Raw genomic sequence first — 15,576 nt, forward strand, 5'->3', positions numbered from 1 at the left:
TGTGGTGGTTGGTGTGCGAGCTATTCGTCGCAACTGCTTTCGCGCACGATCATTTCGACGGGCAGGGTCATCTCGGCGGGCGGTTCGTCAGGCTTGTGGTTCAGGAGCAGCTGGATGCCGGCAGCACCCAGCCCTTCCTTGTCCACGCGCACCGTGCTCAGCGGCGGCACAGCCACCGCCGCGCTGCTGATGTCGTCGAAGCCGACGATCATGATGTCGTAGGGAATCTTCAGGCCTTCGCTCAGGCAGGTCTTCATGGCCACCAGCGCCGTGCTGTCGTTGTAGCAAAACACGGCGTCGGGACGCTTGGACAGGCGCAACAGGCTGCGCATCGCCTCGACCACGCCCTCGTCCCCCTCACCCATGGTCGGCACGATGACCTCGAGGTCGGGGTCGGCATGCACCTTGGCCTCGAACAGCGCGCGGCGAAAACCGCGGTTGCGCTGCTGGATGCTGTAGTGTGCCAGCGAGCCCGACAGCATCGCGATACGGCGCCGGCCGCTGCGCAAGAGATGGCGCGTGGCGAGGAAGCCGCCGAGGAGGTTGTCCGGGTTGATCGAGCTGAAACCGCGGCGCTGCATGTCCACAAGCACCATGGGCTTGCCGGTCAGCATCAAGGCGCCCAGCACCTCGGGCTCGAAGAAGCCGGCGCACAGGATGGCATCGGGCTGGTGCACGCGCACCTGGTCCAGCACCGGCTCTGCAGGGCCGACCACGATGAAGGACAGCGCGATGCCCTCGCGCCGGCAGGCCTCTTCGGCGCCATGCAGCACCGGCGAGAAGAAGGGGCTGGAGGCCAGCGTGTTGTGCTGGCTGTGCAGCAGGAAGGCAATGCGGCGGATGCGGGTCTTCTTCAGTTGCGAGAAGTCGTAGCCCAGGCGCTGCGCGGCCTCGCGCACCTTGTTGCGCGTCAGCTCGGTCATGCCGGCCTGGTTCTTGAGCGCGCGCGACACCGTGCCTATCGACAGGCCGGTGGCCTCCGCGATGTCGCGGATGGTGACCTGGCTCACGGCCGCGCCTCTGGGTGTCGTGGCCGCTCATGCGGCAGGCCAGGCGGCGGAATCATCAGCATCAGGCGTCTCCGGTATTCGGTTTAATAAACGCTTCTGGGAGCGCTTCCGGGCATGCGGCGGACTGGAATCACCGCCTTTGTTCATGGGTGATGTTTGTATCCGCCGCCTCCTGAGGCGTCAATCAAAGTCGCCGGATCGGCGCTCTTTTAGCGCGTTTTACTAAACACGAGTTGAGCCGGTACAGCCCGGGGCAGTGGTGCCGGGCATGGCAGCGACGGCGTGGCCCTGCGGGGTGCGCGCCTACATTTCCTTGAACAGGGGCAGGTAGCTGCGGCTCACGGGCAGGCGTTCGGTGCGGCCCTTCAGTTCGATCTCGCCCGTCTCGTTCTCGCTGCGGGTGATGCGGCGTATCGAGCGCAGATTGACCACCACCGAGCGGTGCACCTGGCTGAAGTGTGCGGGGTCCAGCTGCGCCAGCAGGTCCTTGAGCGGCGTGCGTATCAAGGCCTCGGCCGCATGCCCCTCATCGCGATAGGCCACCAGCGTGTACTTGGTGTCGCTCTTCAGATAGTCGATGTCGTCAACCGGGATCATGCGCAGGGAGCCAGCTACCGTGGCGCGTACCCAGCGCAGCGGCTCGGGCTGGTCCAGCTTGAGCCGGCTGGCCAGCTGCGCCAGCAGCGCCTCGCTGTGCACGGCCGGCTGGGCCTGCTGCAGGCGCGCCTTCAGGCGCTCCACCGTCTCGGCCAGGCGCACTGCCGTGACCGGCTTGACCAGGTAGTCGAGCACGCCGTGCGCGAAGGCCTCGAGCGCGTACTGGTCGAAAGCGGTGACGAACACCAGGTGGGCGCGCTTGCCGATAAGCCGCGCCACCTCCACACCGCTCAGGCCCGGCATGTGCACGTCCAGAAAGCAGATGGCCGGCTGATGCTGCTCGAACAGCTCGATCGCCTGGCGGCCATTGCGCGCCTGGGCGACGATCTGCAGTTCCGGCCAGACGGCGGCCAGGCGCGCTTCGAGAATCTCCCTCAGCAGTGGCTCGTCGTCGGCAATCAGGGCGGTCGGGGCGGTCGGGGCGGCAGTGTTCATGGCTGAGCTTGGGTGAATGCTATCGCCGCCTCCACGCCATGCGGCGCCACCTCGCTCAGCTCCAGCGTGGCCGCGCCAGCATAGGCCCAGTGCAGGCGTTCGCGCAGCGCGGCCAGGCCGGTGCCGAGTCCGCCGCCACTGGCCTGCAGGCCGATGCCGGTGTCGACGACGCGCAACCGGCAGCGCCCGCCGTCCAGCACCTCGGCATGCACGTCGATGCGGCCGCCCTCTTCGCTCGGGTCGATGCCATGCTGCACGGCGTTCTCCACCAGGGTCAGCAGGGTCATCGGCGGGCAAGGCAGCTGAGCCACGCCGGGGCCGATGTGCAGCGCAAAGGCCAGCCTGTCGGGCATGCGCATCTGCATCAGCTCCAGGTAGGCGCGCACCAGCTCGAGCTCCTGGCCCAGCGTATTGGCCGAGCCATCCAGGCGCGGCACGGCGGCGCGCAAATAGTCGGTCAGGCTTTGCAGCAGTTGGGGGGCGCGCGGCGAGCCGGCCTCCACCAGCGCCTGCACATTGGCCAGGGTGTTGAACAGGAAATGCGGCTGAGCCTGCGCGGTCAGCAGGCGCATGCGCGCATCGAGCGCCTGGCGGGCCAGCTCGCTGCGTTCCAGCTCGAAGTCGATCGCTTGCTTTTCCACTCTTGCCTCACGTTGGCGCAGCAGGGCCGTCAGGGCCACCCAGGGCGCCACCAGCATGCCGAAGAAGACCAGGTTGGTGAAGCCCGTCAGGCGCTTGGGCGACTCCCAGAACATGGGTGCACCCGGTGCCGTACTCAGCATGTAGATCACGAACAGGGTAATGGGCACCGCCAAGCCGACCGCCGCCACCTGCAGCGCCCAGCGTGCCAGCCATCTGGGCAGGCGGCGCGGCCATTGCTCGAACAAGCCGAAGACCAGCAGCAGCACCAGGCCGGTCGTGAACACGCGCAACACCACGCTCATCAAGCCGGACGCCCAGTTGAAACTGAACAGCAGCGTCAGGAGCGCACAGATGAGGCCGACGACGCGAACGCGTCGCCAGGCGAGCCAGGTCCGCCATCCGCGCGCGTGGCTTGTCTGGGGAATGAGAGGAGACATCACGGCAGGTTACTCGATGGCAGCGCTGAGTTCGCCAGCTTCCCATGCCAGCGGCGCTCAGCGCCAGCGCTGGCCAGGCTTGCGGAAATAGTGGTGCGCGATATAGCGCCATGGCAGCACCAGCGGCGTCAGCACCACCCCCATCGCGCAGGCAAAGGCGGTCTCTTCCACGGCCGGGGTCATCGCCCCGCCCCGCCACAGCGGGTAGGCGATGGCAATCAACCAGACCGACTTCCAGATCAGCTCGAAGATCAGCAGCGGCAACATCTGCAGCGGGTAGCGCAGCCCCCACAGGCACAGGATCGCCAGCCCGCTCACCAGCGAGGCCGTTTCGCCCTTGCGCTGTGCCCAGAGGTCGGTGTGTTGCAGCATCACGGGGCCGAACGAGAGGGTCAGGCCCACCGTGATCAGCAGATAGAACGCGCGCAGCAGGCGCAGGCGCCAGAGAGGGACGTCGTTGTCATTCATGGGAGGGGTCCGTGGCTTGAAGTCGATCAGGGCTGCGGCGAGGTGAGGTGGGCGCCATCAGCCGAGCTTGGCCAGGCGCTTTCGGACCTCGTCCACATTGGCCGGATTGGCGCGCTTGTTGGCGATGAAGCGCTCGTAGGCGGCCAAGGCTCGCGCCTTGTCGCCCTTGGCCAGGTAGGCGTCACCCAGGCGATGGTCGACGGGCAAGGCCTCGGCGCCGCTCAGCGTCCTGGCCCGCTCCAACAGGCGAATGCCTTCGTCGAGTTGGCCCTGGGCGACGTGGACACGACCCAGGCCGTAGTGGCCGGCAGCCTGACTCGGCTGATCGCGCTGCAGGCCCTCATAAAGACTCCGGGCCTTGGCCAGGTCCTTGCCGTCCTTCAGAAAGATCAGCGCCAGCTGCATGGTGGCGTTGCGCGCCTCGTCCCGCATGGCCGAGTCCGTACCCGGCTTGAGCGCCAGCAACTCGGTTTCCATCTCGCGCCAATTCTTGGCCTCGGCGGCGATATGGACGCGGATGAGGCGCGCGGTTTCAGGCTGGCTGCTGCGCACTGCGGCCTCCAGCTCGCGGGCCTTGGAAACGCTGCCGCCCATCATGCCGGGCACCGTCAGGTAGAGCTTGGCCAGCTCCACCCGTGCCACAAAGCTGGCCGGATCCAGGGCCAGGGTGCGGACCCAGGACGCCTTCAGGCTGTCCAGCAGGCCCATGGCCTTGAACATGCCAAGGTCGAGCATCTGCATGCTGAGATTCTGGGCGGTCGCCAGATGGCAGACCGCCACCGTCGGGTGCTGTTCGGTGCAAAGCCTGGCCTGCTGCGCGCCAGCCTCGAGCCGCTTTGCATCGCGGGGATCACTGAAGGTCAGCGCCAGGGACAAAGCCGCGCTGGCTTCGGCATCGCCGGCGTTGGCCTTCAGGCGGGCCCGGGCCTGCTGCTCCAGTTCGGCGTACTTGCCGGCATCCTGCAGCGACTCCAGCTGGGCGTCCTTGAAGATGGCGGCCTGGGCGCTGCCCAGAGCACCCAGCGAGGCCAGCAGGGCAATGGCCACTGTGATCGAGCGGGGGCTGCGTGTGGGGAAGGATTGCGTGTTCATGGGTGGTTTGGGCTGAAGGCAGGCCGTTGGAGACACGGCCTGCCGTTGAAAATTCGAAGGGACGGCGTCATTGTTTTCATCCCATCGACCCTGGATGCCCGCGCTCAGACGAGTGACGGGCTGCGGCTACTCAGTCACGCCCGGTAGGGACGAACGGCCCGGCCCGGCGAGAAGCGCATGCCAGCGCCATTGGTCGCCGCCGAGCGTCACTCGTCATGGCGGCGCCGTCGCCGATCTGGCACGGCTGGGCCAAGGCCCGGTTGCCAAGGCACAGTAGGCGTGCTCACTCCATCGACCGCTTCGTCATGAACAACTTCCTGCGCTACTTGCTGCTTGGCCTTCTGGGCCTGTTCGCCCTGCTGGCCGTGCTGGCCGGCTTGTTCGGCTACTTCGTCTATACGCCCGATCCGGCGCAGCCGCAGCTGTCTGGCACCCTGGCCAAGGGATCGATCGACATGTCCGGCGTGACGCGGCGCTACCGCCTCTATGTGCCCAAGAACCTGCCCAAGGGCGCGCCCCTGGTCGTGGTCATGCATGGCTCGGGCGAGGACGCACAGCGCATCCGCGCCGGCACCGGCTATGGCTTTGACCGGTTGGCCGACCAGCATGGCTTCGCGGTCGTCTACCCGAAGTCCTTTGGCTTCAGCTGGAACGACTGCAGCGTGATAGGCGACGTCAAGGTGAACGGTGTCAGTGCCGACGACGCCAGCTTCGTGGCCGCCATGGTCGACAAGTTGGTCGGCGAGATCGGCATTGACCCGGCGCGGGTGTTCGCGACCGGCGTTTCATCTGGCGGCTCGATGGCGATCCGCCTGGCGCTGGAACACCCGACCCGCTACCGGGCGGTGGCCGCAGTTGCCGCCAATCTGCCGACGCCGCAGAACTTCCAATGCCAGCCGGCGGCGAATGGCACGTCGGTGATGATCATGAACGGCACGCGTGATCCGCTGGTGCCCTATGAAGGTGGCGAGATCAATCTGCTGGGGCTGTTCTACGAGGGCGGCCCGGTCATGTCCTCGCGCGCATCGGCCCAGTATTTCGCCGATTGGAACCACCTGGGTGGCGCGCCCCAGGTCAGCCACGTCGATATGGACGAGGGTGTCAGGGTCGAGCGAGCCCGCTGGCACAAGCAGGGCAAGAACGAGGTGGAACTGGTGAGCATTCACGGCGGCGGCCACGGCCTGCCGCAAGCCTACGCGCAGCGCCCCCGCCTGCTGGGACCTTCACCGATGCAGCCCGACGGGCCCGCAATGATCTGGGACTTCTTTGCACGCCAGCAACGCTGAAGCACCCCGCGCTCCGCCCCACCTGAAATCAAGCCCTGAACAGTCCGAGCCATGCCCATTCTCCAAGTCAACCCCGACAGTCCTGCCCTGGTTCACGCCGCCGCCGCGGCCGTGCTCTACCTGCATATTGGCGCCGGCAGCGTCGGCCTGCTCTCCGGTGCGGCCTCCATGGTGTTCCGCAAGGGCTCGCGCCTGCACCGCCGGAGCGGCAAGGTCTTCGTCATTGCCATGTTGCTCATGTCCGCCATCGGGGCTGCCGTAGCGCCCTTCCTCCCCACGCCCGAACGCGCCTCGGTGGTGGCGGGGGTGCTGACCTTCTACCTGGTCCTGAGCGCCTGGGCGGTGCTCAAGCGCAAGCCCGGTCAGATCGGGGCCTTCGACTACGGGCTGCTGCTGACTTCAACGGGCATCGTGGCAGCCGGCGCCTACTTCATGCGGCTTGCCGCACAAAGCCCGAATGGCCAGCTCGACGGGCAGCCGGCGGCGGCTTTCGTGCTGTTCATGATCGTGGGCAGCCTGGCGGCGGTGGGCGACCTGCGCCTGATCCTGCGGCGCGGCGTCAGCGGTGCCACCCGCCTGGCGCGCCATTTGTGGCGCATGTGCGTTGCGCTCTTCATTGCGGCCAACTCGCTGTTCCTGGGCCAGCAACAAGTCTTTCCGAAGTCCTTGCAAGGCTCGGCCTGGCTGTTCGTGCCGGCACTTGCGATCCTGGCGACGCTGCTGTTCTGGCTGTGCCATGTGGGCTATGGCGCCTACAGGCGCAGGCGTGCTGCCTGAATGCCAGGGAAGCTGGCTGCTCAGTCGGCCAGGGAACGCAGGCGCAGTGATTTGCGCAGCGCTTCAAGGCCGGACTGGGAAGACAGGCGCAGGCTGATGCGCTCGCCAGGCAGCAGGGTCAGGGCGTTGTCGGAGACCTCGGCGTCAAGGTCTCCGAAATCGACCCACAAGGCACGGACCAGCCTCGTCGCCTTCAGCAGAAGCTTGAAGCCTTGGCCATCGCGGCTCAGCTCGGCCTGCAGGCGAGCATCACGCCAGCTCATGTCCTTCGCCGCCCTGAAGTAGACGACGCCGCGCGACGCCGGCTCGCCCTCCACCTGTAGGTCGAACACCGCGACGGTGGATGCCGGATCGGCAACGCCCGCCAACTCGGCATCGGTGTAGTGAGCCAGCTTCGTTGCTGAAAGCGGCGCCAACTCCACCGGCCGGCGTTCGTCGCGCAGCGTCTTGCCATCGAGCGTCATCAAGCGCAGCCGCAGCTCGCCGCGCCGCGCTTGCGTGCGGTCGTTGAGCAGGCTGACCGAGGTCTTGCCTTCGGCGTCGCGCAGCGCAGCCACAGCGACCGGCGCATAGAAGCGCCGCGCATGGAACTGCAAAGCCTTCCAGCGGCAGAACCAGTCGATGCCGGACCAGGAGGCGCCCGGCCACACGTCGTTCAATTGCCAGTACAGCGAGCCCATGGTGAACGGCCGGCTGGCGCGGTGGTGCAAGGCGGCGAGCTGGATGCCCTCGGCCTGCATGACCTGGCTCAGATAGGCGAAGTCAGCAAAATCCCTGGGCTCACCGAACTCATCCTTCACGTACTTCTTCAGGCGCTCGTTGCCCTTGCCGGCCATGAACTTCTGGTGCGCCACGATCACCGGCGTGGCCAGGCCCTGCTCGCTGCGCTTGGCGAAGGCGTCGATCGTGCGCTGCACCGGCCAAGCCTGCAGGCCGTACTCGGACATGAAACGCGGCGTGATCTCCAGGTACTTGGTCACCGGATGCGCCGGGTTTCCCCAGACCTCCCAGTAATGCATGTCGCCGCTGGCCGGCGTGTTGGCCACGTCGCCCCCGTCGTCGCTGGGCGAGCTGGCCCAGTAGGCGATGCCGCCCCCCTCCTCGGCCACGAGCTGTCGAAGCTCAGTTCCGAACAGCTGCACATAGCCCTGCCAGACCTTGTCAGCGAAAACAGGATCGGCCTCCTTCAAGGCCTTGCCCTGGCCCCAGTATTTCCAGGCGACTTCTTGCTCGTTGTTGCCGCACCAGAGCACCAGGCTCGGGTGATTGCGCAGGCGGCGCACCTGCTGGCGCGCTTCCTCGATCACATTGGCGCGGAAGGCATCGTCATAGGCCGGCTGCATGCCGCCGCCGAACATGAAGTCCTGCCAGACGAGCAGGCCCAGCTCATCCGCCAGGTCGAAGAACTCCTCGCTCTCGTAATAGCCACCGCCCCAGCTGCGCAGCATGTTCATGTTCGCGTCGCGCGCCGACTGCAGCACGCGGCGCAATTGCGCCTTGGTCACCCGCGGCTGGAACATGTCGAAGGGAATGCTGTTCGCGCCCTTGGCGAACACCGGAATGCCGTTGACGACGAAATGAAAGCTGCGGCCCTTGCCATCCGGCTCGCGGCGCAGCTCGACGCTGCGAAGGCCGGTACGCGCAGTCGTCTTGGCGACGACGTTCTTGCCGTCGCTGACTTCCAGCTCGTAGCGGTACAGCGGTTGCGCGCCGTAGCCGTTCGGAAACCAGCGCTGCGGGCGGTCGATGTGAATCGGCAGTTCGATACGCTGTTCGCCGGCGCTCATGGCCACGCGACGCTCGGCCGCAAGAGAACGCCTGCCGCCCGGTTCGGTCTGCCACAGGCGCAAGTCGAACTGGCCATCGCGCTCAACCTCGGCCGACAGGATCGCAACGACGTCGGCCCGAGCCGCTTGCACATGGTCCTGTCGAAGCTGCAGGTCAGCGATACGCACGGCATTCCAGCTCTGCAGGACGATCGGCTTCCAGAGCCCGGCCGTGACATAGCGCGGCCCCCAGTCCCAGCCGTAGTGATAGCCGGGCTTGCGCGCGAAGTTGCCGGTCATTGCATCGGCCGGCTCGTCACCATGGGGCGATGGATAGTTGCCCGCAAGCTTGTGCGGCATCGCCTGCACCTGCGGCAGCAAGCTGACGATGGGCGAGCGCAGGACGATGCGCAGCGCGTTGCCCTTGGCGCGCAGTCTGGCCTGCACCGGCACGCGCCAGCTGCGGAAGGCGTTGTCGGCTGTCAGCACTTTCTCGCCATTGAGGTAGACCTCGGCGAACGTGTCCAGCCCTTCGAACACCAGGTCGCTGCGCGCACTCGTCAGTGCGGTGCTCGGTGCGTCGAAGCGCGTCTGGTATTCCCAATCGGCCAGGCCTATCCACTGCAGCGCGGCTTCGGGTGCGCCGACATAGGGGTCGGGAATCAAGCCGTGCGCCAGCAGGTCGGTGTGCACCGTGCCGGGCACTTTCGCCGCACGTGCGATCGCTGCTTCCGCATGTTTGGCGACTTGCGCGTTGCCGGGCAAGAGGCGAAAGGTCCAGCCCTTGTCGATGCCGAAACTGGCCGACTCCCTTGCCAACACTGGCAGGGCAGCGGCGAGCAAGGCCAGGCCGCACGCGGCTTGCTTGAGGGACGGCCACAGCGAATCTCTGCTCATGGGGCGGGCGCTTTCCAATAGCGGTCTATCCATTGCTGATGCGTCGGCATGGCCGCGACGGCGCTCGCCAGCGCCGCACGCATGCCGTCGACATAGCTGGCCAGTTTGTCCTCGGGCATGTCATCCACGACAGGGTGGTAACTCTGAGGCAGGATGCGCTGGCCGAGCATCACCTGCACCCAGCTCGGCAAGGCGAAGAAATCTTCACCGTTGCGGAAGTAGCGGCCATCGCAGCGGAACAGGTCCATCGCCTCCTGCAGGCTGTCCGGGATGGACATCGTGCGGCAGTAGTTCCAGAACGGCGTGTCGTCGCGCTCGGTGGCGTGGTAATGCAGGATCAGGAAGTCGCGGGTGCGTTCGTACTCGACGGCCGACTCGCGGTTGAAGCGCTCGCTCAGCAGTGGGTTGAAGTCGCGATCCGGGAACAGGCTCAAGAGCCGGCTGATACCCGACTGCGCCAGGTAGATGCTGGTGGACTCCAGCGGCTCCAGGAAGCCGCTGGCCAGGCCCAGGGCCACGACATTCTTGTTCCAGAATTTCCTGCGCATGCCGGTGGTGAAGCGCAAGGGGCGCGGCTCGGCCAAGGCCTTGCCATCAAGGTTGGCGAGCAGGGTGGCGGCGGCCTCGTCGTCGCTGATGTACTGGCTCGAATAAACATAGCCGTTGCCCACGCGGTGCTGCAACGGAATGCGCCACTGCCAGCCGGCCGCGCGTGCGGTGGCACGGGTGTAGGGCGTGATCGGGGCGACGCCTCCGCTGGGCACCGCCATCGCGCGGTCGCAGGGCAGCCAATGCGTCCAGTCCACGTAGCCGGTCTTCAGCGTCTGCTCGATCAGCAGGCCGCGAAAGCCCGAGCAATCAATGAACAAATCGCCTTCGACCACTCCGCCGCCTTCCAGCTTCACCGATTCGACGAAGCCGCTTTCAGCCTGCTGGTTCACGCTGACGATCTTGCCTTCGATGCGCTGCACGCCGCGGCCCTCGGACAGCTCGCGCAGGAAGCGCGCATAAAGGCTGGCATCGAAGTGATAGGCGTAGGCGATGTCGGCCATCGGCGAGCTGGCCGGGGCATTGGGGTCACCGGGAATGAACCTGCCCTGCGGCGCCATCACCGTCTGCAGCGAGTAGTCGCCGATGGGCGAGGCCCGGCCCGAGAGGAACTGCTTCAGCCAGAACTGATGGAAGGGCAAGGGCCCGAGCGAACGTCCGATGACACCGAAGCCATGGATATAGCTGTCGCCGATGCGGCTCCAGTCATTGAATTGAATGCCGAGCTTGATCGCGCCCTGCGTACGCTTGACGAATTCGGCTTCGTCGATGCCCAGCATCTGCCCGTTGAAGAGGCGGATGTGCGGCACGCTCGCTTCGCCGACGCCGACGATGCCGATCTCTTCGGACTCGACCAGGCGCACCGAAGCCTGCTTGCCGAGATAGGTGGCCAGCGCAGCCGCCGCCATCCAGCCGGCGCTGCCGCCGCCGACGACGACCACGCGTCGAATTCGCTTGCTGCCCGTGTCGTCCATCGCTCGCCTCGGTCTCTGCAAAAGAAAAGATCGGCAGTCGCATTGGTTGATGCTGATGACTGCCGATGTGAAGCCCCCTCACGCCGTCAGACGCGAGGGGGATCGAGGAAAAGAATCCATCAGAACTTGTAGGTCAGCCCCACATAGGCAATGCGACCGGCGTAAGCGTTCGAATAGAAGCGGTCCTTGGTGTCGTTGCCCAGGTGTGCCCGCGTCTCCTGCTTCGTCAGGTTCAGCACCGAGGCGCTCAGGCTCAGTTCCTTGCTGATGTTGTAGGCCGCGTTCAGGTCGATCTGGTCGTAGGGCTCTTCATAGACATTCAAGCCATTGACCAGGCCACCCACCACCACACCGCGGCGGTTGTAGGAGGCGCGCACCAGGTACTGATCGTTGCCGTAGAACACCGTCACATTGGCCTGGTTCTTGGCGCTGCCGACCAGCGGCGACTTGCCGACCTCGGTGCCATCCGCCAGCTTGATGGCCGCCTGGTTGGTCTTGTTGTAGGTGTAATTGAACTGGAAGCCGAGACCGGAATCCAGCGTGTGCTGCGCATACAGCTCGACGCCTTGCGAGACGCCGTCCCGGCCGCCAGCGCTGGTCGCATAGTTCTGCACCGTCACGGTATTGCCGCCGACGTTCATCGCCATGTCGCGCACCACCGGCACCGAGAAGTTGCTGACGTTCTTGCGGAACAGGCCGGCGCCGAGCACCGAGCCGCGATGGAAGTACCACTCCAGGCCCAGGTCGTACTGCGTGGCCTTGTAGGGCTCGAGGCTCTTGTTGCTGCCTTCTCCAAACCAGCCCACCTTGTCGGCGCCACCGATCAGGCGACGATCGTTCACGTACTCCTGGCTGAAGTACTTCAGCCCACCGGGCGAGGCAATGTCGCCATAGCTCGGCCGCGCAATCACCTTGGAGGCGGCGGCGCGCAGCAGCAGGGTCTTCGTCAGGTCATAGGCCAGGTTGAAGCTGGGCAGCAGGTCGTTATAAGTGCGGTCCAGCGAGCTGACCACGAACGACGAGGTGTGGCCGGTGGCCGGATTGGAATTGCTGTCCGGCAGCCGGGTGAAGCCGCTGACGCAACCCGAGCCGGCGGGTGCACCGACTGCAGGCAGGCCGCCCGCACGACAGGGGGCGGGGTTGCCATCCGCGCCGTCGAAGAAGTAGTCGTTGTAGTAGTCGACCTGGTCGGTCGAATCGGCATGCTGCCTGGTGCGCACCATGCGCAGGCCGACGTTGCCGCGCAGCCGCTCGGTGCGGATATTGGCCTGCAGATAGGCCGCCATGATCTTCTCGTCAACGTGGTAGACGAAGTTGTCTTCCTGGCGGGTCTGCATCGCCCCGTAGGTCTGGTTCAGGTAGGCAACATAGGCCGGATAGTTGATCGCCGGGAAGGCGCTGGCCTTGATGCCACCGGCCAGGTCACCCAGCGAGTCGGTGTAGAGGAAGGACGACTGGAACTTGTTGGCCGTGGGGTCGCAGCCGCTCTGGTAGCGCTTGTCGTAGTTGGCCGGGTCGGCGCCCTGGCAGACCCAGTAGTTGTTGCCCGTGCTGCGCCGCGTGCCGCCGTCGCGCAGCTTCATGCCGAACTGCAGGGAGTCCAGCCATTCGCCGTCCTGGTGCCAGGTGAAGTCGGCCTGCGCATAGTTCTGATGCGTGCCGTTCTTGGTCCACGAGGAGGATGTGGAACCGAGGTCGATCTCGCCAATGCCCTTCTGCAGGTTGGCCATCAGCTCGGGCGAGAAGCTCATCGTCGGCGTGCCGCTCAGGCTCCAGGCGCTCAGCGTATTGCCCAGGGTCCAGCTGCCGTTGCTGTTCTGCAGGCGCGGCTTGATGGGCATGGTGAACTGCATCTCCGGGCCGCCCTTGGCCCAGGTGCGGCCCGCCTTGAAGGTGGCGTCCAGCGATTCACCATGCCAATCGGCTTCGAAGTCGGCGGTCTGCGACAGCGAACGCTCGCGGTTGTAGCTGCCGGTGATCTGCGGCGTCGGGACGGTGCAGTCATCCGGCCCCCAGCCACCCGGTGCCTTGCCGCCGGCAGCAGCCGCGGATTCGCTGCAGTAGTAGGTCTTGCCCGGATGCACGCTGTAGTTCGCACCGGTCACGATGGTGCCGCTGCGATCAAAGGTGAGGCTGTCGAGCAGGCGGCCCGTCGCCCAGTTTCCATCGCCGTCGTAACGAGCCAGGTTCCATTCCGGCACCTTCAGGATGTTGGTCTGCGAGTTCTGCGACAGATTGAAGCGGAAGTAGTTGGCCGTCAGCGTCAAGTTGTCCAGCGGCTTGAACTGCAGCGTGGCCTGCGCGCCCTTGCGCTCGCGCTCCTCGTTCTTGACGCTCAGGTTGACCGAAGTCGGCATCATGAAGTTGGTGTAGTACTTGCCGTTCTGGTCGTAGAAGCCCGACTGGCCCCACCAGTAGCTGCTCATGCCGGACGGCTTGCCGTTCACATCGGTGGCCGGATTCGCCTTGTAGTTGTCGCCGTACCACTGCCAGCTCTCGGTGCTCGCGCCCATGGTGCGCGTCGTGCGCTTCTGCTGGGTGTAGCCGAGCAGCACGCCGAGGCGCTTGTCCTGGTCATGCCAGGAGTACTGGCCGGAGAACTGGCCATCGGCCTTCTTGGTGGTATCGGCCCAGGTGCCTTCCGCGTTGACGAAGCCGGTGTTGGACTTCACGTCCAGCGGGCGGCGCGTGCGCAGGATCACCGTGCCGCCCACGCCACCTTCATCGATGCGTGCTTCGGGCGTCTTGAACAGCTCGGCGCTGGACAGCATGTTCGACGGCATCAGCATGTAGTTGAAGGAACGCGTCGGGCTGCCGTTGGACTCGGCGGTGGCGATGTAGTTGCCGTTCAACTGCGTCAGCGTCAGTTCTGACGACAGGCCGCGAACGCTCACGTTCTTGCCCTCGCCGCCGCTGCGGTCGACGATCACGCCGGGCACGCGCTGCAGCGCATCGGCCACGTTCTTGTCGGGGAACTTGCCCACGTCCTCGGCCGTCACCACTTCAACGATGGCATTGGCATTGCGCTTCTGGTCGAGGCTCTTCTCGATCGAGGAGCGGTAGCCGGTGACGACCACCGTGTCCAGCTGCTTGGCCTCGGCCTTCGCATCATCCTTCCTGTCCGACGGCTTCTCGGCGGAAGCGGTTTGCGCCTGAGCACCACCGAAGGCCAGCAGCGCGATGCCCACCGCGGCAGCGATGGGCGTGGCGGGCCAGCGGCGCTGCCGTGCAGCGAGAGGGGTTCCGAAAGTCATGTCTTGTCTCCTGGTCTTGCCCTTGGACGGGCTTTCATTGCGTCGGTTCGGCAGCCGGGGGCTGCTCGAATTCCCGGGCGCGCGGGGCGCATTTCGGGAAGAACCATCGGTATTTACTAAACGACTAAAACGCGGGCCGACTGCGGCCGCAGACAGCGCATTTCACCCAGGGCAATTTGTACAAAGGAAGCAATCCAGGTTCAACTAACTTTCAAAATTGGCGCGCAGTTTAGTTTTGTTTAGTAAACCAAAGTGCAGACGACTCGCGACACTCGTCTCGCGTGCGCCGCGAGGCCCTAGACTGCGCCTCTCACCCGGCAACGAGCCCCAAAGTTCCACTCCAATGACGATGCCTGAGCCCGCCACCTTTCGCTCCTTAGATGGCAGCGCCGCGCTCGCTGCGGCCTCGCGCCACCTGCTTGTTGCAGACATCGGCGGCTCACACATCCGCCTGGCTCGGCAGGCCAGCGATGGCGCATTCGAGTTGCTCATCGATGTGCCCACACCCGCGAACGACTGGGGGCAGTTCTGCGCGGCAATCGGTGAGGCCACAAGCCTCTTCGCAACAGGCTCATCAGCCTTGTCGATCTCCATCGCGGGTGTCGTGGATCCAGGCACCGGTGAAGTCGCCGCCGCGAACATTCCGTGCATCAATGGCCGGTCACTGGCTCGGGATCTCACTGCATTGCTTGGCATGCCCGTTGTGGTGACCAACGACGCCGATTGCGCGGCCCTGGCCGAGGCTCGCATCGGCGCCGGCATCGGCCATGGCGTCGTTTTTTGCGCGATCCTGGGTACGGGCGTCGGTGGTGGCTTGATCGTCAACGGCCGGCTCGTCCGCGGCGCGGGTGGTCTCACCGGCGAATGGGGTCACGGGCCCATCGTCAACGAAGCGGTGGTCGACGCTGGCGATGGCCGAAGCCTGCGCGTTCCGCGCTTCAAGTGCGGCTGCGGCATGACCGGCTGCCTGGATACGGTAGGCGGCGCGCGCGGCCTGGAACGCCTGCATGAGTTCCTGCATGGGAGCATGCAGAGCAGCTTGCAGATCCTGGACGCTTGGATCGCAGGCGAACCGTCGGCGGCAGCCACGGTGCGCGCCTGGATCGAACTGGTCTCGGGCCCGCTGGCCCTGGTCGTCAACGTCACCGGCGCGAGCGTGGTGCCGGTGTGCGGTGGATTGAGCCGCTGCACACCGCTCGTCACGGCGCTCGATCTGGCGGTGCGCCAGCAGATCCTGCGGCGCACCGAAGCCGCCCTGCTCATTCCCAGCCCGCTGAACGACCAGGCCGGGCTCATCGGCGCCGCGTTCGCTTTCGCCGACCTCTCATGAGC

Annotated in this window: 11 protein-coding genes; 3 read left to right on the top strand and 8 right to left on the bottom strand. The window is 65.8% G+C overall.

Annotation, left to right across the window (positions count from 1 at the left end; all coding sequences use genetic code 11):
- Positions 1-20: 20 nt before the first annotated feature.
- The 5 genes from ABT392_RS15905 to ABT392_RS15925 form a co-directional block, all read right to left on the bottom strand.
- Positions 21-1,010 (bottom strand): LacI family DNA-binding transcriptional regulator, encoded by a 990-nt coding sequence (locus tag ABT392_RS15905; RefSeq protein ID WP_334278328.1) that lies wholly within the window; start codon positions 1,008-1,010, stop codon positions 21-23.
- 303 nt (positions 1,011-1,313) lie between these two features.
- Complete coding sequence (locus ABT392_RS15910) at positions 1,314-2,102, bottom strand: LytR/AlgR family response regulator transcription factor (RefSeq protein WP_395385315.1); 789 nt, start codon at positions 2,100-2,102, stop codon at positions 1,314-1,316.
- Positions 2,099-3,181 (bottom strand): sensor histidine kinase, encoded by a 1,083-nt coding sequence (locus tag ABT392_RS15915; RefSeq protein WP_334278462.1) that lies wholly within the window; start codon positions 3,179-3,181, stop codon positions 2,099-2,101. The genes ABT392_RS15910 and ABT392_RS15915 overlap by 4 nt, the downstream gene beginning before the upstream one ends.
- A 57-nt stretch (positions 3,182-3,238) precedes the next feature.
- Positions 3,239-3,649, bottom strand: coding sequence for a hypothetical protein (locus ABT392_RS15920; RefSeq protein WP_395385314.1), 411 nt, complete (start codon positions 3,647-3,649; stop codon positions 3,239-3,241).
- A 57-nt stretch (positions 3,650-3,706) separates the two neighbouring features.
- Positions 3,707-4,741, bottom strand: a complete 1,035-nt coding sequence (locus ABT392_RS15925) for a tetratricopeptide repeat protein (RefSeq protein WP_395385313.1) — start codon at positions 4,739-4,741, stop codon at positions 3,707-3,709.
- A gap of 305 nt (positions 4,742-5,046) precedes the next feature.
- Here ABT392_RS15925 and ABT392_RS15930 point away from each other — a divergent pair, with 305 nt between their 5' ends.
- Entirely contained in the window at positions 5,047-6,027 is a 981-nt protein-coding gene (locus ABT392_RS15930) for an extracellular catalytic domain type 1 short-chain-length polyhydroxyalkanoate depolymerase (RefSeq protein WP_395385312.1), read from the top strand.
- 51 nt (positions 6,028-6,078) lie between these two features.
- Positions 6,079-6,804 carry a hypothetical protein gene (locus ABT392_RS15935; protein WP_395385311.1) on the top strand — a complete coding sequence of 242 codons (726 nt, stop codon included), beginning with the start codon at positions 6,079-6,081 and terminating at the stop codon, positions 6,802-6,804.
- A gap of 20 nt (positions 6,805-6,824) precedes the next feature.
- Here ABT392_RS15935 and ABT392_RS15940 read toward each other — a convergent pair whose 3' ends face one another.
- The 3 genes from ABT392_RS15940 to ABT392_RS15950 all read right to left on the bottom strand — a co-directional run bounded on the left by ABT392_RS15940 (position 6,825) and on the right by ABT392_RS15950 (position 14,244).
- The gene (locus tag ABT392_RS15940; protein ID WP_395385310.1) at positions 6,825-9,467 is read right to left on the bottom strand and encodes a beta-mannosidase; all 2,643 of its coding nucleotides are present in this window, start codon (positions 9,465-9,467) and stop codon (positions 6,825-6,827) included.
- Positions 9,464-10,990, bottom strand: coding sequence for a tryptophan halogenase family protein (locus ABT392_RS15945; RefSeq protein ID WP_395385309.1), 1,527 nt, complete (start codon positions 10,988-10,990; stop codon positions 9,464-9,466). Before ABT392_RS15945 ends, ABT392_RS15940 begins: the two co-directional genes overlap by 4 nt.
- 119 nt (positions 10,991-11,109) lie before the next feature.
- Positions 11,110-14,244, bottom strand: a complete 3,135-nt coding sequence (locus ABT392_RS15950) for a TonB-dependent receptor (protein WP_464970820.1) — start codon at positions 14,242-14,244, stop codon at positions 11,110-11,112.
- A 343-nt stretch (positions 14,245-14,587) separates the two neighbouring features.
- Between ABT392_RS15950 and ABT392_RS15955 the strand changes: the two genes are divergently transcribed.
- Complete coding sequence (locus tag ABT392_RS15955) at positions 14,588-15,574, top strand: ROK family protein (protein ID WP_395385306.1); 987 nt, start codon at positions 14,588-14,590, stop codon at positions 15,572-15,574.
- Positions 15,575-15,576 lie beyond the last annotated feature (2 nt).

Source organism: Paucibacter sp. JuS9 (assembly GCF_044043925.2).
GTDB lineage: Bacteria > Pseudomonadota > Gammaproteobacteria > Burkholderiales > Burkholderiaceae_C > JAUASW01.